Source organism: Alkalicoccus saliphilus (assembly GCF_003044065.1).
In the GTDB taxonomy this organism is placed as follows: Bacteria; Bacillota; Bacilli; order Bacillales; family Salisediminibacteriaceae; genus Alkalicoccus; species Alkalicoccus saliphilus.
This window is the reverse complement of record NZ_PZJJ01000041.1, coordinates 1-22,390: the sequence shown is the minus strand read 5'-3', so window position 1 is coordinate 22,390 and position 22,390 is coordinate 1. Positions and strand designations below refer to the sequence as shown.

Annotated in this window: 20 protein-coding genes; 6 read left to right on the top strand and 14 right to left on the bottom strand. The window is 47.6% G+C overall.

All coding sequences use genetic code 11. The features are described from left to right. Window positions 1–4: 4 nt before the first annotated feature. From C6Y45_RS17690 to C6Y45_RS15670, 4 genes are all read right to left on the bottom strand, one after another. Window positions 5–166 (bottom strand): hypothetical protein, encoded by a 162-nt coding sequence (locus tag C6Y45_RS17690; protein ID WP_160058441.1) that lies wholly within the window; start codon window positions 164–166, stop codon window positions 5–7. Window positions 167–627: 461 nt separating this feature from the next. Then, window positions 628–1,188: a dihydrofolate reductase family protein gene (locus C6Y45_RS15680; RefSeq protein ID WP_107586164.1), complete on the bottom strand. Its 561-nt coding sequence runs from the start codon at window positions 1,186–1,188 to the stop codon at window positions 628–630. Between the two features lie 40 nt (window positions 1,189–1,228). Then, window positions 1,229–1,681, bottom strand: coding sequence for a UPF0158 family protein (locus C6Y45_RS15675; RefSeq protein WP_107586163.1), 453 nt, complete (start codon window positions 1,679–1,681; stop codon window positions 1,229–1,231). A 50-nt stretch (window positions 1,682–1,731) separates the two neighbouring features. Next, window positions 1,732–2,130: an EVE domain-containing protein gene (locus tag C6Y45_RS15670; protein ID WP_107586162.1), complete on the bottom strand. Its 399-nt coding sequence runs from the start codon at window positions 2,128–2,130 to the stop codon at window positions 1,732–1,734. 772 nt (window positions 2,131–2,902) lie between these two features. Here C6Y45_RS15670 and C6Y45_RS15665 point away from each other — a divergent pair. Together C6Y45_RS15665 and C6Y45_RS15660 are read left to right on the top strand one after the other, a co-directional pair. After that, a complete protein-coding gene (locus C6Y45_RS15665) occupies window positions 2,903–3,772 on the top strand; it encodes a DMT family transporter (protein WP_107586161.1) in 870 nt (289 codons plus the stop codon). Between the two features lie 122 nt (window positions 3,773–3,894). Then, entirely contained in the window at window positions 3,895–4,764 is an 870-nt protein-coding gene (locus C6Y45_RS15660) for a DMT family transporter (RefSeq protein ID WP_107586160.1), read from the top strand. Between the two features lie 253 nt (window positions 4,765–5,017). On the opposite strand, the gene C6Y45_RS15655 is transcribed toward C6Y45_RS15660, so the two are convergent. The 4 genes from C6Y45_RS15655 to betB form a co-directional block, all read right to left on the bottom strand. Continuing rightward, window positions 5,018–5,503 (bottom strand): hypothetical protein, encoded by a 486-nt coding sequence (locus tag C6Y45_RS15655; protein ID WP_107586159.1) that lies wholly within the window; start codon window positions 5,501–5,503, stop codon window positions 5,018–5,020. A 133-nt stretch (window positions 5,504–5,636) separates the two neighbouring features. Continuing rightward, window positions 5,637–6,434, bottom strand: coding sequence for a 2-oxo acid dehydrogenase subunit E2 (locus tag C6Y45_RS15650; protein WP_107586158.1), 798 nt, complete (start codon window positions 6,432–6,434; stop codon window positions 5,637–5,639). 58 nt (window positions 6,435–6,492) lie between these two features. Then, the gene (locus tag C6Y45_RS15645) at window positions 6,493–6,879 is read right to left on the bottom strand and encodes a VOC family protein (RefSeq protein WP_107586157.1); all 387 of its coding nucleotides are present in this window, start codon (window positions 6,877–6,879) and stop codon (window positions 6,493–6,495) included. Between the two features lie 296 nt (window positions 6,880–7,175). Then, window positions 7,176–8,648, bottom strand: coding sequence for a betaine-aldehyde dehydrogenase (gene betB / locus C6Y45_RS15640; protein WP_107586156.1), 1,473 nt, complete (start codon window positions 8,646–8,648; stop codon window positions 7,176–7,178). Between the two features lie 274 nt (window positions 8,649–8,922). Here betB and cudC point away from each other — a divergent pair, with 274 nt between their 5' ends. Then, window positions 8,923–9,474, top strand: a complete 552-nt coding sequence (gene cudC / locus C6Y45_RS15635; protein WP_107586155.1) for a choline uptake/conversion transcriptional regulator CudC — start codon at window positions 8,923–8,925, stop codon at window positions 9,472–9,474. Window positions 9,475–9,617: 143 nt separating this feature from the next. Here the strand turns inward: cudC and betA are convergent, their stop codons facing one another. After that, window positions 9,618–11,306, bottom strand: a complete 1,689-nt coding sequence (gene betA, locus C6Y45_RS15630) for a choline dehydrogenase (protein ID WP_107586154.1) — start codon at window positions 11,304–11,306, stop codon at window positions 9,618–9,620. A gap of 486 nt (window positions 11,307–11,792) precedes the next feature. Here betA and C6Y45_RS15625 point away from each other — a divergent pair, with 486 nt between their 5' ends. Together C6Y45_RS15625 and C6Y45_RS15620 are read left to right on the top strand one after the other, a co-directional pair. Beyond that, complete coding sequence (locus C6Y45_RS15625) at window positions 11,793–12,500, top strand: GntR family transcriptional regulator (RefSeq protein ID WP_107586153.1); 708 nt, start codon at window positions 11,793–11,795, stop codon at window positions 12,498–12,500. Between the two features lie 83 nt (window positions 12,501–12,583). Continuing rightward, window positions 12,584–13,798, top strand: a complete 1,215-nt coding sequence (locus C6Y45_RS15620) for a M24 family metallopeptidase (RefSeq protein WP_245922683.1) — start codon at window positions 12,584–12,586, stop codon at window positions 13,796–13,798. 197 nt (window positions 13,799–13,995) lie between these two features. Here the strand turns inward: C6Y45_RS15620 and C6Y45_RS15615 are convergent, their stop codons facing one another. From C6Y45_RS15615 to C6Y45_RS15595, 5 genes are all read right to left on the bottom strand, one after another. Continuing rightward, window positions 13,996–14,502, bottom strand: coding sequence for a hypothetical protein (locus tag C6Y45_RS15615; RefSeq protein WP_160058439.1), 507 nt, complete (start codon window positions 14,500–14,502; stop codon window positions 13,996–13,998). An 88-nt stretch (window positions 14,503–14,590) separates the two neighbouring features. Then, a complete protein-coding gene (locus C6Y45_RS15610; protein WP_107586151.1) occupies window positions 14,591–15,577 on the bottom strand; it encodes a Gfo/Idh/MocA family protein in 987 nt (328 codons plus the stop codon). Between the two features lie 341 nt (window positions 15,578–15,918). Beyond that, window positions 15,919–16,311 carry a hypothetical protein gene (locus C6Y45_RS15605; protein ID WP_107586150.1) on the bottom strand — a complete coding sequence of 131 codons (393 nt, stop codon included), beginning with the start codon at window positions 16,309–16,311 and terminating at the stop codon, window positions 15,919–15,921. 195 nt (window positions 16,312–16,506) lie between these two features. Then, a complete protein-coding gene (locus tag C6Y45_RS15600; RefSeq protein ID WP_107586149.1) occupies window positions 16,507–19,602 on the bottom strand; it encodes an AAA family ATPase in 3,096 nt (1,031 codons plus the stop codon). Continuing rightward, window positions 19,599–20,756 carry an exonuclease SbcCD subunit D gene (locus C6Y45_RS15595; RefSeq protein ID WP_107586148.1) on the bottom strand — a complete coding sequence of 386 codons (1,158 nt, stop codon included), beginning with the start codon at window positions 20,754–20,756 and terminating at the stop codon, window positions 19,599–19,601. The genes C6Y45_RS15600 and C6Y45_RS15595 overlap by 4 nt, the downstream gene beginning before the upstream one ends. A gap of 327 nt (window positions 20,757–21,083) precedes the next feature. Here C6Y45_RS15595 and C6Y45_RS15585 point away from each other — a divergent pair, with 327 nt between their 5' ends. Then, on the top strand, window positions 21,084–22,337 hold the full coding sequence (locus C6Y45_RS15585; RefSeq protein WP_245922682.1) for an MFS transporter: 1,254 nt from the start codon (window positions 21,084–21,086) through the stop codon (window positions 22,335–22,337). Window positions 22,338–22,390: the final 53 nt, after the last annotated feature.

The window sequence follows — 22,390 nt, the reverse complement described above, 5'->3', positions numbered from 1 at the left end:
TTTTTTATGTCCAGAGGGGCCAGACGAACCTGACAGGAATGCTCCGAGGCGAGATAGGACGAGCAGAAGATCCATTTCTTCCGAACAGTGGGAGGAAGAAATTAGCTGAAGCCGGCCCGCCCGGAAAACGTCCTGAGGAGGCGAAAGCAGGAAATTGCATAGGCATGTATAAAAAACACTTTATAAACAGCCTGAAATTCCCCGTAAATGAAGTATTTTACGGAGAATTTGTTTATGCGTGGAATTGGGAATCCAGCTGCAGAGCTTCCTGCACGAAAAACGTCCAAGGCAGCTTCACCATTTTTTATTTTTAGCTATGGTCGCTGTTGATAGCTGGAGAAACACTTCACTTCCAACCGGCCTGCCGTGGAGGTGAAAAGAGCCGCAGGCAACCTTAAATAACCACACGGAGCTTTAACAGAGACATTCATGCAGTTGAAAACGGCACCATGAAAGATGAAAACAGCTCATGCTGTGGAACGAAGGCAGGGACACCCAGAGGATCAGCGCCGTTCGAGAATCCATTTTGGCGACAAGGTCTTTCGCCAAAATTAGTCGAGAACAAGCCCTGCCGAAAGTGTAACAACGTTAGATACCTCCTAATAACAAGCCATTTTCAAGGTAGTCTTATTTTTTCACAACACGATACCGGATACTTGTCCTCTCCCCGACTTCCCGAACCTGAAGCTTATGCAGCTCAATCGGGGTGTCACCGAGATTTTCAAACAGCCTCTTTTTTCCATTCAGAAGGACCGGCATGACATCGATCTCCAGCTCATCCGCAAGACCCGCTTTTATACAGGATTGAACGGTCTCGGCCCCGGCTAAAACGAGTACTTCTTTTTCTCCCGCAGCTTCTTTCGCCCCGGCCACCGCTTTTTCAATGCCCTCTGTCACAAAGGTAAACGTCAGCTGTTCGTTTTCTTTCGGGTGCTGTTTCGGCGGAGTGGAGCAGAGGACAAAAATAGGAACCTGGAATTCATAGTTTTCTGCGTATAGATCGGGATCATCAGCCATTTCAAACGCTTTCCTTCCCATGACCACCGCACCGGTATTTTTAATCGCTTCTTTCATCATACTGCTCTCCAACAGCTCCTGCATGTCCTGATAAAGCCGGGACGGACTTCCTTCTTTGTCGTTGATGTATCCATCCAGTGACATCGTCATCCCTGCAATGACTTTTGCCATAACCTTTTCCTCCTTTGGAGAATTACAGCGCGCAGCTGCTTTATTCCTCGTAAGGCATGTTGTGCCGCTCACAGAAACGTATGGCCACCTGTCTGTAACGGCTGTCACGATAATCGTACCATTCCTGCTCAATCCCCAGTGCAAGAACGAGGTCTTTAAATCTCCGGAAAGCTCCTCCACCCCGAATGGCATAAAGAAGCTTTTCTTTGTTTTCTCCTTCCTGAAGCAAGCAGAAATCTTCCATCATACTGTATTCATTTATTTCAAATCGATCCGGCAGCGCTGCGTATTTTTCAGTGTTAATGAAAATATCCCATGCGGTTGTTAAATCCTCTTCCCCGTCTTCACTCTCCGGACCATTTTCTTCTGCCTGCATTAATAAGTCTTCATGCATACCAATAACTTCCCCCGTATCAAGATGTAAAAACGAGCACCATTCATCAAATTGGAAGCTCATTTCTTCGATAATATCCTGAAGTTTGACTTTAACCATTACGAGTCCTCCTGTCGTTTACATAAGCTGAGCTTTCAACAAGCTGGTAATTAATGATTTTCGTGGATACGTCTCCAGATTTTTTTCCCGGCTTCGTCAGGCAGCGAAAACAATGTTTGAAGAAATACAATGTTTCTTCCGGCAGCTTTTCTTATTTCCCCCGCTGAAAGAGGTTCCTTCAGCCTGCGAAAGGAATCAAGTATCATAAAATATTCCTCGTCCGGTTCCCCCTTATAGTCCTTTGTATCGACTGTTCCTGTGCCGATACCTGCTGCGACAATGCCCGTACCGCTCTTGTACAGAAAGACTTTGTCCCCTTTTTGAATACGCCTGATTTTATCTTTCCACGGCGAATAGTACGCTGCTGCTTTTCCATTGTGCAGCATCTCGTTATGGGCCTCTTCATTGTATTTGTAGTTTGTGTTCACAACAATGTACGTATTCGTCACTTTCAGCCCCCTTAAAGTAAATAATTCTAAATTGGACGTATGTTTTAAATACCCGGTTAGAGAGCCGATCAATCTCTGCTTCGTTCTTTTTTCCTGGCTGTGTTTAAGTTTGATATTGCCGGAGAAAACTCCGCTCCAACTGGCCTGCCGTGGAGGAGATCTCCAGCTTCCTCGGCAAGCCTGCGGAATCTTCCGACCTCCTTCTTCCACGGGCCGGTTTCCGCTTCGTTTGCCTACCCGTTACAATGAAAATCCTTTTTTCAAGAAAAAGATATTATGTAAAAAACAAGCACCAAAGTGATTTTTCGGGAAGCCTGAGGAAAAGGGGAAAGATCCTCCCGGACGGAAGGGGCAGGCGGAAGAGCCACAGAGACTTTACTATCAACTTTGACAGCCTGTTTTCCTGCCAATATCAGCCGGGAACAAGCCCTCGGGAAGCTCCACTGAGAGTGCAGGAGCGTTATGTCCATTTCATGAACGAGCTATTTTCAAGGCAGCCTTATTCTTTGCAGCAGATCTGCTTTTAAACGCTCCAGGTTCGGGATTAAAAATTTTTTTATCCTCAAAAAACCCGGATCAGAGACGTATTGCACAGCTTCAGTATTTATACCTTCTGATTCAGGTTTATGGGCAGGAAATAAAAGGGTATCCTTGTAAAGACCGTCTCAGATATACTCTCAAATCAACTGTCAGGCCTGATATCAGCGCATTATAAATCATTTTAAATACAGTTGGCAGTTTCGTACCATCAGTAATATTCAGGAGGTGTGTGATGAAGTTTGCAGGTGTAGGCTTAGTAATGCTCGCTGCTGTCTTTTGGGGCATCAGCGGGGGTATCGGTGATATTTTAATGGAGAAGGGCTGGGACCCTATTGTTATTTCGTTTTACCGGGGTGCTGTCGGACTTATATGTTTTGCCTTATGGTTTCTTCTTCAATTCAGAAAAAATTTAAACATTTCCAAGCAGGTGTTTTTCTGGTCCCTTTTAGCCGGTGTCGGGGTCGCCGGAAATTTCTCGTTTTATTATTTAAGTATTGAAGCTTCCAGTGTTCCCGTTGCCGCAACGTTAATGTACACTGCTCCTGTATTCGTTCTGTTGACCTCCTTTGCTTTACGTATGGAACGATCAACCTGGTTTAAATGGGGCTGTATCGCGAGCGTGCTTATGGGGATTGTACTGCTTACAGGTGCCTACAATCCAGAGGATGTTTCTGTCAGCCTCATTGGAACCATATTCGGACTCACTGCCGGTCTTTCCTATGCAGCATTTATTTTTGGTTTTAAAAATGCCTCTGCAGCCGGAAGGCCCCAGGCTGTTTTGACGATGGCCTTTCTGGCTTTCTGTATCGTTCTTCTCTTCTTTGCAGACAGAAATCAGGCTGCGAGTGTCGTAACATCAAGCGACGTCGGCTGGTTTATCCTGCTGGGACTTGTCGGTGCCGGCCTTTCCTTTATTTTTTATGTGATTGGTATCCGGTGGACAGCTCCCTCCACTGCTTCGATGGTCGCTATGGTGGAACCGGTGACGGCTTCGTTATTCGGTGTTCTGCTTCTCGGAGATTATTTGGACCTCATTCAGCTTCTCGGCATGGCGCTCATCCTGTTTACTGTCACTTTCCTGAGCGTGAAACAGGCCGGGTAAATCAACGATCAGAAGCTGTTCTTCTTTAAAAGGGATACGCAGAAGCTCATTAGGCGGATATTCCCCGCGGAGAAGAACAAGCTTTTTTCAAATGGAAAGATTACTTATTTCAGGAGGCACCGATGCGGGCTAAAGGGTTGTTTTTAATTATACTTGCTGCTGTATGCTGGGGCATCAGCGGGGGGATCGCTGCTATTTTAATAGGCAACGGCTGGGATCCTATCGTCATTTCATTTTACCGGGGGGCTGTCGGTCTTTTATGTTTTCTCACGTGGTTCATTATCCGCTTCAGAGAAAGCTGGGCTGTTTCCCGGCGTGTCTTTATCTGGTCAACGCTCGCGGGTGTCGGCGTAGCCGGTAATTTTACGTTTTATTTTCTGAGCATCGAGGCTTCCAGTGTCGCTGTTGCCGCTACGTTAATGTACACTGCTCCTATTTTTGTTTTATTAACGTCCTTCGCCCTTCGGATAGAGCGCTCGACGTGGTTTAAGTGGGGCTGTATCGGGAGTGTACTTACAGGAATTTTTCTGCTGACAGGCTCATACGATATTGCCTCGCTTTCCGTCAGTTATTTAGGAACTGCTGCGGGACTCGCTGCAGGGCTTTCCTACGCCTTGTTTATTTTCGGATTTAAAAATGCCTCTGCCTATGGCAGACCGCAGACGATCCTCACTATCTCCTTTTTTTCCTTCTGTCTTATTCTTATTTTGTTTGCGGACATGAATGAAGCTGCAAGTGTAGTAACGTCAGGTGACATAGGATGGTTTTTACTGCTCGGAATCGTCGGAGCAGGACTGTCGTTTATCTTTTATGTCATCGGTATTCGCTACACAGCCCCGACCACTGCTTCGATGGTCGCTATGGTAGAGCCTGTTACGGCTTCATTATTCGTCGTTCTCCTTCTCGGGGATCATCTGAGCCGCATACAACTTCTTGGAATGCTGATCATTCTGCTGACGGTGACGGTTCTCAGCAGGAAGCAGATCAAATAAAATCATTTTTTCTTAAATATCTCCTGCACTTTTCGGCGGAGGATGGCTGTTTCGAAAGAAAGCTGCTGGTTCATACTTGTTTTTATAAAAGGCTCTTACTTAAACTCGGTGAAAACAAGATAGATATTCCGATTTAAGGTTGATATTACTTACAAAGATGAAACTTCATAATCTACGAAAGCTTCATCTTTATAATATTGCCTGTTAAAGTAATGCTCTTCCCGTTATTTTAAGTACAATAATTCACGATAGATTATGTTGTAAAAATTATGCTGCCTAAATCATCCGGTTCCTCTTCTGTAATTTTTATTTCTATAACGGCTCCAGTCATAATAGAAATAAACACGTCCTCAAGTTCTAAAACAATGCAAGATAAAATCTCATTATTACTATCCTTAAAACCGTATCCACTTACATTTTTTATTAAATCAGATTGTAACGAAAAACTTGAACCCATTATGATATGTTTTTGTTTCGGATCATCTATTAGTTGGTACTCAATTGGTTCAGGCGTTTTCTGCTCTTTAAGTAACAGAAAGTCATCACCTATATTGTCTTCGATCCAGTCTATTTTCCAATATTTTAAGTCAGATAAATTCGTTTTTCTAATGCATAGTAAAGGTTCAACAGAGTGCAGTATAAGATCTTTGTTTACTTTGTACGTATCAAGTTTATTCGCGAAAATCCCTGCTAAAAAGGAACCTTTAATTGTTTTAAATCTCTCCCATACTTGTTGCAATTTACTCCTCTCCTATCTTTTACAATCCTCGTTAGTTGAACAAGAAGTAATGTTTATATCATAAATTTAAGCGCCTCGTATTCCCTATAGTTTTTATTTAACTCCCGGTTATGAATTTCCAGTAATACGGTTTTTATAAACTTTCTCCCTGTTCAACGAGCTTTGTCAGTTTGGCTAATGCCCGGACTGCCGGCGCTCCGTCGATGACGTTGTGATCAACGGCCGCTGTGATAAAGAGATATTCTCTGATTTCGATCTTTCCATCGACGACACCCGGCTTTTTAATGATGGAACCAACGGCGAAAGAAAGCGGATGAATGCTTACCGGCAGAACCCAGCCGTTAATTTTTCCAATCATCCCGACAGAAGTGATCATAACTGTCCCCATATGCTTTTTCGTGAGAAATGGACTTTCTATAATTTTCTTCCATACGATTCCACGCATAAATCCAGGCATGGCATAGTAGACTTTCATTAAAAATTCGTTTTTCTTCTCTCCTAAAACAAAGTCCCCTTCATCAGTAATCGTCTGCGACTGGGCGGCTTTTATTTCCTCATGGATTTCTTTCGTATCTTTTTCGTTCGTCTTTCGGATCACATAGGGCAGCGGCACTTTCTCCCCTTCAATTTCCCGTTCAATCATGATGGAAATATCAATATCCTCGAAAATAACGACTTTCTTTTTGCCTTTTCTGACACCATGGAGAGCCCGGCAGTCTTCCACCGTTCTGCTGATACATTTAATGAGCCAGGCGTTAAAAGAAACGCTATGCTGCTTTTTTCTTTCCAGGAGCATCCGCCGGGCATCCGTCACATCCAGTTCAATTAAAGCGTGTACGTGGTGCTTGCGTTTACTGGCAGCACCGATATCAATCGTCGCTATTCTGCTCGAAGAAAAAGAAACGGTGCGGTATTCTCCCGGCTGTTTCATGTACTTTCCTCCCAGTTACGATTAGTATTGAACGAACGTAAGATATTATAAGTCTAAATTAAAGCTGAGTTGCGACAGACCATATGTTGCCTGCGAAATCTTTAAAGGTCCCCCTTCTATCCGGATCCCCTTCTTTATTAGTCGGTACTTCCACAGAAGTGCAGCCTGCCCTGAGAGCAGCGTCGAAAACCCGATCGACGTCAGGGACATAAACATGAAGCAGCTGGCTGGCAGAAGTAAAATGCTCCGATGCGTCTCCAATCATTAGGACGGAGTCATCAATTTGAATTTCTGCATGCATAATTTTTCCGTCCGCTAAATCGTACCAGCGCAGCACTTTGGCGCTAAATACCTTTTCCAATAGATCAATCATTTTTTGTGCACCGTCCACTACTAAATAAGGAGATAAGGAATTATAGCCATTTGGTTTAAAATTTTGATTCATGCTGAGTACCTCCTTTTTATTTTTGTCATTTGCTATCAAGCCTGCCTGATTTCCATGATCTTCTTTAATTTAAGCTTACTGCACATCTATAAATATATCTAATATATGGTATTTTAATAATAGTTTACAGCTGGAAAATTTCGAGTATTCAAAGTTAATTATTCCTTTAGGATAAATATTTCTATACAAAAACTGCCGGCAAGTCTCAGGTTATCGAGACTTGCCGGCAGTCAGAGAATTATATTCTTTAAACAGATATGATACTTTCACACCTGGATTCTTCTTTAAGCTGCCACTTAAAACCAGTTCATTGCCGCTGGTTTCAAGTTTTGGAAGATGTGCTTTGTTTCGGTGTATTCTTCAATGCCTAGCTTGCCGAGTTCACGGCCGATGCCGGACTGCTTGTAGCCGCCCCACGGTGCGTGCGGGAAGTACAGGTTGAATTCGTTGATCCAGACGGTACCCATGCGCATTTTTGCGGCACAGCGCTCTGCTTTGACGCTGTCGTTTGTCCAGACGCCGCCAGCAAGACCGTAAATGGAATCGTTCGCTGTTTTAACCGCTTCTTCTTCGGTCTGGAACTTTTCGACCGTGATGACAGGGCCGAATGCTTCCTCCTGCACGATGTGCATGTCGGTTGTGCAGTCCGTGAAAATAGTCGGCAGATAGAAAAATCCGTCCTGCAGTTCCGGAGCTTCCGGACGGCTGCCGCCTACGGCAAGCGTCGCGCCTTCTTTTTTGCCTTTCTCTACGTACTCTTCCACCTTCGCCAGGTGCTCCGCAGAAATAAGCGGTCCCATCTGCGTGTCTTCATCAAAACCGCTTCCGAGCTTGAAGTTTTTCAACCGCTCGACAAGTGCGTTCACAAACTCGTCGTGGATGCTTTCTTCAACGATTAAACGAGTACCCGCAGAACAGATCTGACCGGCGTGAAAAAACACTCCGTTGAGCGCCTGATCTACCGCAATATCAAAATCTGCGTCCGCAAAGATAATGTTCGGGTTTTTCCCGCCGAGTTCAAGCGCAAGCTTTTTCACGTTAACGCTTGCTGCCTGCATGATTTTCTTGCCGGTAACAATGCCTCCCGTAAAGGAAATAAGATCCACATCCAGGCTGCTCGAAAGCTCTGCCCCGACGGTGCTTCCGGCACCAAGGACGAGGTTGGCAACTCCTGCCGGCACACCTGCTTCTTCCATAAGCTGAAATACTTTGACCGTCGTAAGCGGTGTGATTTCGCTCGGCTTCATGATCAGCGTATTGCCTGTCGCAAGCGCCGGTGCCAGCTTCCACGATGCCTGAAGCAGCGGATAGTTCCACGGCGTAATCTGTCCGCATACGCCGACCGGCTCGTGTACGACTTTACTGACAGAATCCGGTACAGGAGAAGCAATCATCTCTCCGCCGTTTTTATCGGCAATTTCAGCATAATAGCGGAAAACGCCCGCGATATCATCCATGTCGCCGCGGCTTTCTTCGACTGTTTTCCCAGTATCAAGTGATTCCAGTTCTGCGAGTTCTTCACGGTCTCTTTCGATAAACTCGGCGATTTTTCGAACGATCGCTCCACGCTCCGTCGCCGGTGTCGAAGACCACTCTCCGTTATCGAAAGCTTCTCTTGCCGCAGCAATCGCTTCTTTCGTATCTGTTTCGTCCCCTTCCGGTGCAGTTACGATAACTTCCTGATTGAAAGGGTTAATAATATCACGGGTTTTTCCGGATTTGGCATCCACCCATTTTCCATTAATGTAATGCTGTGGTTTTAAATTCATATCAGTCCACTCCAATTTTTATCATAATTTATCTAGTTAAGTTTGTTAAAAATTTATTTAACATTTTTAAATATGGTAACATGACTGTATAGGGCTGTCAAAGACCCTTCCACTATACTACATTGGACAGAGGTCCGGAAGCCGGCTCTCCTTCCTGCGTTTTCCTTGTTAAATTTTTGTTTTTCCATTACCATTTAACCTGCATTCAAAATATAAAATTTGTCAAAAATATTCAGAAGTGATTTAATACATTTACTATGAAAGGAACGATACAATGAGTGAATACAGGGACCCTTCCAGAGCAAAAGTAGAGGAAGCAAAAGATAAAGTGATCGGGGCGATTGCCGAAACGATGGACCTTTACGGTGTCACCCCTGCCGCCGCTAATTTGTACGCTACGATGTATTTTAAAGACCAGATGACGCTCGATGAAATGCGGGAAGAACTCGAAATGAGCAAACCGAGCATGAGTACGAGCGTCCGCAAGCTCCAGGAAAACGCCATGGTTAAAAAAACGTATACGCGCGGCTCCAGGAAACATACGTATGCTGCCGAGAAAAATTTCTTCCGTTCCTTTATGGTTTTTTACTGCCAGATGTGGGAACGAGAAGTCAAAATGAACATGGAAGCTATCGAAGAAGCGCAGTCAGATTTACAAGACGTCTTAAACGACGACAGCAGCAGCACGGAAACGCTGGACGAAGCAAGAAAAACGTACGACCAGCTGGAAGATTCAAAAACCTACTACCGCTGGCTTCAGGACTTAGTTGAAAACATTCAGAGCGGAGAAATATTTGAATTTCTGCCTAAAGAAAAGCACGAGTAACCAGGCTACACGACCCTTCCCGCCAGGCATCTGCCGGCGGGATTTTTACTTCCCCCAAAAAAGAGAAGGCCCCCTTTCAAATCAGGAGCGCTTGAAGCAGCGGCTCGGTGTTGGAAGAGGGTCTTTTTCAATCATTTACGTTCTTAATTCGACTGGACTGTGCCTGCGTCCGCCGGATCTACACCGTGGCGGTAGTAGTCGACGTTTTCCGGATCAAGCGGCTTTTTGCCGAGAATCAGATCCGCTGCTTTTTCCGCAAGCATGAGTACCGGTGCGTGGATGTTGCCGTTTGTTACATAAGGCATTACCGACGCATCGACAACGCGCACGTTTTCGAGTCCGTGTACTTTCATCGTCTTCGGATCAACGACAGCCATCGGGTCGGAAGAAGGTCCCATTTTAGCAGTACAGCTTGGGTGAAGGGCGGTTTCCGCATCCTGTGCCACCCACTCGAGAATTTCCTCATCGGTCTGCACAGAAGGTCCCGGAGCAATTTCTCCGGAATTGAACGGCTTCATCGATGGCTGTTCCATAATTTTACGGGAGATGCGGATCGCTTCCACCCACTCACGGCGGTCCTGCTCAGTGGATAGATAGTTGTAGACCATGCTTGGATGCTCTTTCGGATCTTTTGACTTGATCTTCAGGCTTCCGCGGGCATCCGAATACATCGGTCCGACGTGAACCTGGAATCCGTGCTCCGTTTCCGCTTTCTGGCCGTCGTAACGCACTGCGACCGGCAGGAAGTGGAACATAAGGTTCGGGTAAGGTACCGTATCGTTCGAACGGACAAATCCTCCGCCTTCAAAATGGTTCGTCGCGGCAGGTCCTTTACGTCCGAGAATCCACTGCAGACCGATCCACGGCATTTTTGTTTTCTTCAAGTTCGGCTGCTCGGAAACCGGCAGCGGGCAGCCGTACTGAATGTAGGCCTCAAGGTGATCCTGCAGGTTTTCACCGACACCCGGCAGGTTAACAACCGGCTTGATGCCGAGAGAGCTCAAGTGTTCGGCATCCCCGACACCGGAAAGCTGAAGCAGCTGCGGCGAATTGATCGCCCCTCCGGAAAGAACAACTTCTCCTGCATTCACCTGGTACGTCTTTCCGTTCTGCTTGTATGTCACGCCTTTCGCATGCGTTCCATCGAAATCAATGCTCTGAACGAACGCGCGGGTTTTCACCGTCAGGTTTTTCCGCTTCATGACCGGGTGTAAAAACGCACGGGAAGCAGACATCCGGCGGCCTTTATAAACGTGCTTATCAAACGGGCCGAACCCTTCCTGGCGGTAGCCGTTTACGTCTTTCGTACGGTTGTAGCCGGCTTCGACCGCTGATTCAAAGAACGCCTGGAATAAAGGATTCGTTGCCGGGCCGCGTTCGAGTTTCAATGGACCGTCGTGGCCGCGGTACTCGTCATCCTTCTCTGCAGCAAGCGCTGTTTCCAGCTTTTTAAAATACGGAAGACAGTGGGCGTAGTCCCACTCTCCCATTCCTTCGTCAGCGCCCCATCGTTCGTAGTCGAGCGGGTTACCTCGCTGATAGATCATCCCGTTGATGGAGCTCGATCCGCCGAGCACTTTACCGCGGGCATGCTTAATGCGCCGTCCGCCCATGTACGGTTCCGGGTCGGATAAGTACTTCCAGTCGTACAGGCTTTTTCCTGCCGGGAACGGAAGCGCCGCCGGCATCTGGATTAAAAGGTCCCACGCGTAGTCACTGCGTCCTGCTTCCAGAACGAGCACGCTCCGGGAGCTGTTCTCGCTTAAACGATTGGCCAGTACCGAACCGGCACTGCCTCCGCCAATAATTACATAATCAAATGTTTCACTCATAGTAAAAACCTCCTTGAAAATTCAGCTTTCGCTGGCCGAACGTATATAAAAAGCGTTCATCGTATTGTTTTCTTCCGTACCGCGCCCACAAAAATACGGCCGCTTATACAGCGGCTGGATACTCATTTCATCGGGAGCTGATTTTTCGTTCGGAAGAAAGGTTCCTTCGTGTCTTCGTAAGTTAATATGTGCTGCGCGATTAACTTTGTTAAATTTTTATTTAATATATTTAACATTTTAAACTTACCACACGGCTGATTTTTTGTAAACCACCGGCAGAGAACTTTTACGTTTTTTATTTACTCTGCTCCCCGGCAAATTACCAGCACACCGGCTTTTTTGACTTCGGTAAAGTTCTTTATGAGAAGAGCAGTACGGCCAGGCAGTTTTCCCACTCCGGTAGATTAACCGTACTCCGCTTTATGGTATATTTGGCGTGGAGAAAATAGTATGGAAAAAGGACATATGCAGAAGGAGTGACCGGCGATGAGTCAAAAACAAAAAAAACTGCCGTTATACATTCAAATAAAAAATAAATTAGTTTCCAATATTAAAGATGGGACGTGGAAACCCGGCGTCTCCATCCCTTCTGAAAGCCGATTGATTGAGCAGTACAACGTCAGCCGGACAACCATCCGGCAGGCGATCCGGGAAATGGTTCAGGACGGCATCCTCGAAACGAGCCGCGGAGCTCCTGCCAAAGTAAAGGAAATTCCGGAGGAGAGCGTTGGCAATCCCGGTATCGTCCACCACGAAATCGGGACAGAGATGTCGGTGATTATTCTCCGTATGGAAAAAAGCCGGACGCATTACTCCGCGAAACATCACCTTTCCCTGCCGGAAACAGCGGAGGTTTTCTTTATGGAGCGGCTGCGCACCGCTGATGGAATTCCTATCGCCATCCAGCGGTCTTTCTTTCCTGTCGAAGCCGGGGAGACCATAGAGCAGGCGGCCGAAAAGGAATTTGATCTTTTTCCTGCTTTAGGAGAACGAGGGATTTACCATACAAATATTAAAGAACACGTCTCCGCGGCAAACGCTACGCAGGAGGAAGCGGACCTGCTCGGCATGGCCCCGGGAGAAGCTCTCATAACGATTGAAAGAACGACCCTCGGCATTGACGCTGCTCCCATTGAATACAGTATGACAAAATATACGCCGAAAGCTTTCAACTATACGATCGAACTCGAGTAGATCCGCAGCTTATAACTTATTGCAATAAGTTTATACTTATTATAATATGTTAACTGAAGATAAAATCGAAACGGAGGCGAATCATGAGCAAATTAACGAGTATCCGCCATGATAAAACGCAGATCGATATTGTAAAAATGCGGCAGTACCGCTTAGGCAGAGTCCGCGAGCAGCTGAAAGCTCTCGGGTACGGGGGCATTGTCATTTTTGACCCCGTCAATTTAAGATACGCGACAGGAAGCCGGAATATGCAGGTATTCATGCTGCGGAACCCTGCCCGTTATGCGTTTATTCCTGTCGAAGGACCGGTGACATTATTTGATTTTCCAAACTGCGAGCACCTTTCGGACGGAATCGAAACGATCGACGAAGTAAGGCCGGCCACGACGCTTTCCTACGTAGCGTCCGGAGAGAACCTTTATAAAAATGCCCGGGATTGGGCAAAGGAAATCGCGGACCTGTTCCGCACGCATGCCGGAGAAAAGGAAAAGCTGGCCATCGACTATGTACCAGCTGTCGGTGCCATTGAATTAGCCAAAGAAGGCATCGATATTGTCGACGGCCAGGAACCGATTGAACATGCGAGAAGCATTAAAAGCGAGCAGGAAATCCAGGCGATGAAAATATCCGTTAAAACAGCGGAAGAAGGCATGATCCGTATGCAGCAGGCACTGGAGCCCGGCATTACAGAAAATGAATTATGGGCCAACCTTCATAACGTGAATATTTCGCAGGGTGGAGACTACATTGAAACGAGACTTCTCAGCTCCGGCAGCCGCACAAACCCGTGGTTTCAGGAATGCAGCGACAAAGTGATTCAGGACGGCGAGCTCGTGGCGTTCGATACCGATATGAACGGGCCATTCGGCTACTTCACCGATATCAGCCGCACATTTTATTGCGGACAGGGCGAACCGACCGATGAGCAGAAGCGGTTGTATCAAACGGCTTACAAACAGATCCAGAATAATATTGAGCTGTTAAAACCGGGCATGTCCTTCCGTGAATACTCGGAAAAAAGCTGGCAGATTCCCGACGAATTTTTCCCTAACCGCTATTTTACCGTTGCTCACGGTACAGGTCTCAGTGGCGAATACCCTTACATCGTCTATCCCCAGGATTTTGAGGAAAAAGGCTACGACGGCATCATTCAGCCGAACATGGTCCTGTCGGTGGAAAGCTACATCGGCTCCCCGGGCGGAAAAGAAGGCGTCAAGCTGGAAGAACAGCTCCTCGTCACAGAAGACGGCGTCGAAAACTTCTCCGACTTTCCTTTTGAGGAAAAGTTGTTACGATAACTCAGTTCAATATAAAAAGGGGCCGCAGCTTTATTGCTGCGGCCCTTTTTTTGAAAGCGCTGGTTTTAAGGTGATCAGATTCACTCCCGGAAGAGGCTTTCTCCAATCCGCCTCTGAAGAAAACAACGTCGTAAAAATTGATCAACTGATTTCCTATCGCATTTCTCAGCAAATTCTCATTCCTGAAAAGTGATGTGCTAATCGTTTTCCTGAATATTATTGATCCTGAACATCTCCCCAATATTGTATCCGACCCAGCTGCCGGCAAACGGGAAAATGGCGGAAGCTCTCAGTGGGGAATCATCAAAATCCATAAAAATTATCACAGCTGTAAGGAGGATGCTGGCAGCTCCTGTAAATACAGCCTCCGCCCCGGTTCTGAGCTTCCAGCTTCTTTTCCCTTTCTTCTGTTTATCAAAAGCCTGAATAACCTGATTTGTTTTCGTGCCCAGCGGCTTTCCCGTTATCGTTGTGTACAGCATACGTGCTGTAAGGATCCATAGAAACACAGCTAAGAATGGTAATAAAGCAGCAGCCGGACCTCCTGCCTGTATGTAATAAACGAACAGAAGAAAAAGTATAAGCATCATAAGATTATTTTGCACGAGACGCTTCTTTTTTAATTGCTTCACTTCCCGCGGATCCCACTCTGTCTCCTCCATTTTATCCTTCCTTTCCAAACAGGGTGTTTCTAATTCGTTCAAATCTAAAGAACAGGCGGCCTCGCTGTTTTAAAAATACTCCCGGGAAAAAGAGCTCAAAAATCCCCGTTGAAAAACAACGGAATATTCACTACCGATTTCCTTGATAATACTCCTTCACCAGTTCTTCCATCACCTTATTCGTACGTAAAGCTGTTTCGCCGGTACTCGGACAGGTTCCTTCTCCGCGCAGTTCCTGTACAATGGTTTGAATGTGGTTCTGCTGAATATGCTTAGGGTTTTCGATAAAAAACAATTCGTCACCGGAACGATCGGAAAGGGTAACCGGCTTGTCATCAAACATGGAAAATTTTATTTCCCCTTTCGTACCGACAATGCGGTTTACGTCCTCGTTTTTATAGGAGGAAAAATTCCACATGCCTGTTCCGACTGCCCCGCTTTCAAATTTCCACACGCCGCTCACCGTATCCTCCGCTGGATACGAATCAGCCAGATTCACAGCCAGGCCTTTCACATCGTATATAGGACCGAACAGGTAATCAAAAAAGTCCAGCGTATGGGACCCTACATCGTAAAACTTCCCTCCCCCGCTTTTATCGGGAAGAACACGCCACGGCCATTCGCCGTTTTCATCTTTTTGAACGATCTGCTGCGTCTGCTGGATCGAAACGAAGCGGACTTCCCCGATTTTTCCGCTTTCTATTAACTCTTTTACTTTGTTGAAGCGCGGCAGTGACCTTCTGTAGTAGGCGGTGAATAATGGCACCTCGTTCTTGCGGCAGGATTCAATCATGTCTTCGCATTCTGCTGTGCTGTTCGCCAGAGGTTTTTCAACGTACACAGGTTTTCCCGCTTCGGCGGCCATGATCGTGTACTCTTTATGGGAGGAAGGAGGCGTCGCAATATAAACGGCGTCCACTTCGGCGTCCTGAATCAAATCCTCTGCTTTGTCGTACCAGGAAGGCACTTCGTGGCGTTCTGCATAATCCTTTGCTTTCGCACCGTTTCTTCTCATCACAGCCTGAAGAGAGCTGTGTTCTATCCGCTGAAATGCCGGTCCGCTCTTTACTTCTGTCACGTCCCCGCAGCCGATAATTCCCCATCGTATGTCCTGCATATCCTTACCTCCTCTTATGTATACGCCTAACCCAGTAAAACGGCTGATGAAATAAGTATACCTAAAAAAACAGTCGCTGTACCCGGCTGCTTTCCGGGCTATTAATCATTATCCACGGGTGTTTTGTCATCATAGGAGCTGGTTTAATCATTACAGCCGTTTTATTGTCATTATAAGGTTTTTTAATCATCATAAATTAGTTTTAATCATTATAAACTTCTTTTCGAAAGGAATTAATCAACAGCATCCCCTTATTAATCATTAACGGTCCAGAAAGAACAGCCGTCCCGGATAAAACAAAAAATCCTGTCAGCATCGACACTGACAGGCCTTGACGGTATTTACAAAGATACTTTTTCCGTTTTCTTTACATCGGAAAGCTTTCTACCAAACTTTTTCATTTCGATCCACTGCCTGGCTACATCATTAAATTTCTTTTTATCGGCAAGGTCCAGAGCTTTGTCTATTTGAAAATGAAGGACGTTCAGCTGAAGTTCAATGTCCATTTCTGAAAGCAGCACGTGCTGAGTACAGAAATGCTTCAGGTCGTCAGTGTTCATATTGAAACTGCGCTGATTTGCTTCCACGGGGACGTACCATTCGCCTGCCCGCTTATACGTTTGGTCGTGGTAGATGCTGACGATGTCTCCGCGGCTGATATGCACTTCTCCAGAGTGACTGCTGCCTCCCATAGGATACTCGATGGAATGGGCAACAATATAACGCTCGACCATACAGCTTCCTCCCCCTTTTACGGAATGTTTATTCCGAACTTGTCTTTCCACGAAAACAATTATCAGATTAATGCCACTATTATAAGTGATAATAATTCTCAATGTCAAACATAGAGACGCAGAAGAAGCCTCCGCTGACAGAAGCGGGAGGCTTTTTGCTGCATTTTATTCCGTTTCTCGATCTGCAGGCTTTTTTCAGTTCACGACAAACGTTGCTTCGCTGTGGCCTTCTTTTGATTTTTTGACTTCGAGTGTCGCGGGGATGACCTGCTTCATTTCCTGGACGTGGGAAATCACCCCGATCATCCGGCCGGACTGCTGGAGTTCGACGAGCGTGTCCATCGCTTTCTGGAGCGACTCCTCATCGAGCGAGCCGAAGCCTTCGTCGATAAACATCGTTTCGATGGAAATGCCGCCTTCGTACGACTGGATCACATCCGCCATCCCGAGCGCGAGGCAGAGCGAGGCGTTGAATTTTTCCCCGCCGGACAATGTTTTTACGTCCCGCATCTGACCGGTATAGTTATCGAGCACGTCGAGTCCGAGGCCGCTCTGTCTGCCCCGTTTCTCCAGCCGGTCGCTCCGCACGAGAAAGTACTGGCCGTTCGAGAGATTTTTCAGCCGTTCATTGGCAGCGTGGATAATCTGCTCCAGAAATTCAATCTGTAAATACCGTTCAAAGCTGATTTTTTTCGTATTATCTCCCCGGACGACGTCAAACAAGTCTTTGACGAGCTGAAATTCTGTTTCCACGTCTCCCAGCTGCTTTTCCGCCTCGGCGATTTTTTCCCTGCCCTGCACCGCCGTTTCCAGACAGTTTTCGGCCTGCTGGTAAGCTTTTCTTGCCTCTTCCATTTCCTGATTGAGCGTGTCGAGCGTTTCCTGTAATTTATCCAGGTCCACGCGCTCTTTATTTTTCAGTTCTACCTGCAAGTCCCCTGCCTGCACCGTCACCGTGTGCAGTTTCGTATAATACGCTTCCACTTCTTTTTGCAGCGACTCGCGGGCTGCCGGCGGAAGCTTTGCTTCTTTGTAAGCTGCTTCTGTTGGAAAACCGGCTTTTTCCCGTGATTCAGCGTAAGCTTTTTGCAGCTTCTCTTTTTTCGTTTCCGCTTCTTTCACCTGCGTTTCCGCATGCTTAAAATCGGATTCTGCTTTCAGAAGCTTTTCTTGGGCCTCCTGCTTACTTTCCTGCGCACGGGTCCACGCGTCTTCCAGCTGCTGCTTTTTCTTTGCCGCTTCCCCGGTGCGCTCTTTCAGTTTTTCAAGCGACCGCAGTTCTTCCGGAATCGCAGTTACGCTCTGCTCATAAAGGGACTTTTCTGTTTGATAGTCCGTCCGCACTTCCGCAAGCTTTTCGCCGGCTTTTTCGAGTTCTTTGGAAGCAGCTTCAAGCTTTTCCTCGGTTTTTTGAAGGGAGGCCCGGAGTGTATCGACCGTTTCCTGATCTTTTTTCAGCTGTTGAATCACTTCCCCGAGTGCCCGGCCTTCCCGGGAAATGGCCTGAAAGTCGTGCTCTGCGTTTTCCGGATTATACCCGTAAGCGATAACTTCCTGCTTCGCTTCTTCTGTCTGCTCGGCCGCTGTATTCACGCGCGCCCGGGCATTCGCATAGTCCATTTCTTTCTGCTTTTTCACGCTTCGGTTCGCTTCCAGCTCTTCTTTAGACGGTATGTCCTCGGTCAGGACGGCCTTTTCCGGATGGTCTTTGCTTCCGCACACCGGACACGGCTTTCCGTCATGCAGGTGGCCGGCTGCCAGAATGCTCGCCTGCCCGTCAAGCCAGCGGTTTTCCAGACGCTGGAACGCTTCTTCTTCCTTTTCAAAAGTTTCTTTTAATAGAGAAGCTTCTTCCGCGGCTTTTTTCTGCGCCGTGCTCTTTTTCAAATACGCCTTCAGCTGCACGACGATTTCACGGAGATCCGCCTGCTTTTCTGTTTTTGATGGAAGCGTCCGGACACTTTCCTCGAGCGGCTTCAGCTGTTCGGTGAGCCTCTTCCTTTCTTCTTTCGCCTCTCCTGCTTCTTTTTCTTTCGCAGCTGCTTTTTCGGCATGCTTTTCTGCTTCCTGTTTCAAATGAAGCACTTTCTTTTTCCTTCCGTCAAGCTCCTCCACAGCCGGCAGCAGCGCCTCGAGCTGATCGAGCTCTTTTCTCGTTTCCTCCCGCAGTCCGGCTTTTTCCTCTTCCTGCTTAAACGAAAGTTCCGCTTTGTCCCGCTCACCGCAGCACGTACGGTAATGCGTTTCCGCTTTGTCCCGCTGCTGCTTTTTCTGTTCTGCTTCTTCTTTTGCTTCCTCCGCCTGCGTTTCGTACATTTCCAGCTGTCCTGCTTTTTCGGCAAGCTTCAGCCGGCGTTCCTTTTCTTCCACGTGCGGTTTCTGTTCCTCCAGCTCCTTTTTCTCCTGCTGTTTTTCCATGAGGAGGTCCAGTCGCTTATTCATTTCCCTCGCCTGAAGAAGTTCTTCTGAATGCTTCTTCGCCGTGTTTTCTTTCGTGAGAAAAGCTTCATGCGTTTCTTTTTTCGTTTCTTCATAAAAAGTGATTTCTTTTTCCAGCGCCGCCGTCACCTGGTACGTGTTGTAATGTTCCTGTTCCAGGACGTGAAAAAGAGCAGAATCCTCCCGGGGAGGCAGCGCCGCTTTCATATTTTCAATATGTATATCCCGCGCTTTTTTCTGTCCTTCAAACTCTTTCTGCACGTTCTTCCGCTTGGCGTCCAGATGATCGACGACCTTTTTGTAAAAATTCGTCTTGAAAATTTTCCGGAGAATTTCTTCCTTGTTTTCTGTTTCTGACGTAAGAAGTTTGCGGAATTCCCCCTGCGGCAGCATCACAATCTGGCTGAACTGGTCTTTTGTGAGGCCGATGATCGCCTGAATTTTCTCGTTCACTTCCGAGACGATAAAACGGTCGGTGAGCGGCACGTCTTTTCCGTCGATGACTTCATACAGCTCGTATTTTTCCCCGGTCGGGCTTTTGTTTCCTTTTTTTACGTGCGGCAGCTGGCGGAAGACCCGGTAGACGCGTGCCTTCAGTTCAAACGTAAACTCGACCGACGTGTGCAGGTCGTCTTCCGCAAAGTGACTGCGCATCGTGCGGATTTCGCTGCGGTCCTCGCCGCTCGCGTCCCCGTACAGCGCAAAACAGATCGCATCGAAAATCGACGTCTTTCCCGCGCCGGTTTTTCCGGAAATCACAAACAGCCGGTGCTCCTGCAGGTCCTTAAAATCAATCACTTCCTGTTTTTTATACGGCCCGAAGGCGGTCATTTTCAGTTTTAACGGCTTCATTTCCGCTCTCCTTCCTTCGCAGCGAGTTCCTCCAGCGTTTCTTTAAACAGACGGCCGGTTGCTTCTGCCGCTTCCGACCCTCTCACTTCCTCGTAGAACGACTGAAACAGCGTATAATCGTCCATTTTCGTCCGGTCTTTGGAAGCGCCGTTCGTTTCCGTCGCGTTCAGCACCGGGAATTCCCGCTCCACGTGCATCGCATTCGGGTAGACCGAGCGGATTTTTTCCATCGCGGACAAAACGACCGTCTCGTCCAGCAGCTTGACGAACACGTAGTCGTCACACACGTCGTGCTGCAGAATGTCGTCGATATAACCTTCCACCGCATACATATCCCGTTTCGGTACAAGCAGCCGCTTTTCCACATCCACTTTTCCGTTTTCATCGATTTCCACAACGAGGTAGCCTTTTTTATGATTTTCTTCCGACAGGGAATATTTTAAGGGGGATCCGGAATACTGCACGAGCGGATTTCCGACGTTGTGCGCCTGGTGCAGGTGCCCGAGCGCCACGTAGTGAAAACCGTGCAGATAGTCCGCACTCGCCTGATCCGCGCCCCCGATGGAAAGCGGGCGCTCGGACGTACTCGTATTTTCTTTTTCTTCCCCGTGAGTCGTCAAAAACGCGTGGCCGACAAACACGTGGCGGGCCTTGGGATCTTTCGTTTCTTCTATTTTGGCCGTGATCGCCCGTAAGGCGTCATCGTGCGTTTTGATCGTTTCGTCCTGAAGTGCTAAACGGACCTGCGCCGGGTCGGTGTACGGCACTAAATGAAAATGCACGTCGCCGAACGCGTCGGTCAATTTCACCGGCTCTATCGGCAGCTTCAGTTCCCCGGTAATATGAAACCCGGACTGCCTCATCATTTCCCGGCCGAAATGAAGGCGGCTCGGGCTGTCGTGGTTTCCGGAAATCGCAAGAAGCGGTATGCCGCAGTCGATCGCGATCGTTTCCAACACCCGGTTCAACAGCTGCACCGCTTCGGTCGGCGGCACGGCCCGGTCGTACAAATCGCCGGCAATGACGACCGCGTCCGGCTTCTCGGTCTTCACCGCCTCCATAAACTGCTCGAGAATATGTTCCTGGTCCTCCGTCATATACAAGCCCTGGACAAGCTTTCCTAAGTGCCAGTCCGCCGTATGGAAAAATTTCATGTGTCATACCCCTTTTATTTATCTGAATTGACTCCTGTTGCTATAGCAGCTCTGAAGAGATTTGTATCTAACAGCTCCCCGTCAGAGAATATATGTTCTACTGTTAAAATTACTATAACAAATTGTCCGGTGCTTTTGGAAACTTCCTTATCCTCTGTTTTATAAAATTCCCGTAAATTAAAAGGGGATTTTCCGATAAAAACAGAAGGTGACGTTATAAACTGCCGGTAAAGGAGCAGCTCTCCTTCTGACACAGTGAACCGGCTCACTTAACGCACCGGGCACAGTTACTCCTCCAAAATATAAGCGGATTGGATGTGATTTTTTGTGAGTGCGCCCTCTGTCTCCTATACGAAAATCTTTGTCATCGGCTGTGGTTTCTTTGCTCTGATGCTCGTCTGGACGTTTTACAATGCCTACATGCCGTTGATTCTTGGCGATTTTATAGAAAGTGCGGCGATCCGCGGGGGGATTATGGGGCTCGACAACCTGCTGGCGGTGCTGCTTATCCCGGTCATCGGGGCGTGGTCGGACCGGATTAATACACGTATCGGAAACCGTCTGCCATTTCTCGTTGTCGGGATGCCTGTCGCCGCGTTGTTTTTTATGTTAATTCCTTACGGGGCCATGGTCACCTTGTGGGTGCTTCTCGTAGTGGATATTATTTTTCTTTTTGCGATGACTATTTACAGAGCGCCCGTGATTGCCCTGATGCCGGATCATACGCCTCCTGAAAAACGGTCCTCTGCGAACGGTATTATTAATTTTATGGGAGGCGTCGGTGCTATTATCGCTTTGTTCGGTTTGTCGGCACTGTACGGTATCGACCGCACGTACCCGTTTATCGCTGCCGGCCTGCTTTTGTTATTATCGTTTCTGCTGCTGTATATCACCGTTGACCGGAACCCGCCGTATGCAGAAGTTGCCGGAGATGAGTTAAGCGGTCTGCAGGAAAGCGGCTCCTCTTTCTGGAAAAGCCTCGCCAGGCTGAAGGACCCGGAGTTCCGGGGTCACCTGTTTATTTTAACAGCGATCTTCATTTATTTTATCGGTTACTCCGGTGTGGAAGCACAGTTTACTATCTATGCCGTGGAATTTCTCGGCATGGATGAAAGCAGCGCCGGCTTTACGCTCGGCTTTTTCAGCCTCTCGTTCGTCCTGTTTGCGATTCCTGCCGGGCTGATCGGCAACAGGTGGGGAAAAGCGCCGGTGATGCTGATCGGTCTCGTGATGCTTCCGCTCGTCTTTATCACCATTCCCTCTGCGCCCATGCTCAGCCAGGCGATTCCCGGCCTCGATGCCACGCTGCTTCTGCAGATGCTTCTTTTACTCGGCGGGGTGTTCTGGGCCTTTATCAACGTGCAGGCTTATCCGCTCGTTGCAGACCTCGGCGGCAAAAAGAAAATCGGCTACTTTACCGGCCTTTATTATTTATTTTCGATGGCATCCTCCATCGTTGCCCCCGGCTTTTTGGGACTGCTGATGGACGTATTTACCCACCCTGCCCTTGAATATTGCGACCAGATTGAGCCACTTGTGCGGAGTTTTGAGCCAGCATTTGCGGAACATAGAGCCACCTGATGCGGAAAGGGAGCCACCACCTCATCTGGTTAATAAGAAACCTCCCTGTATAA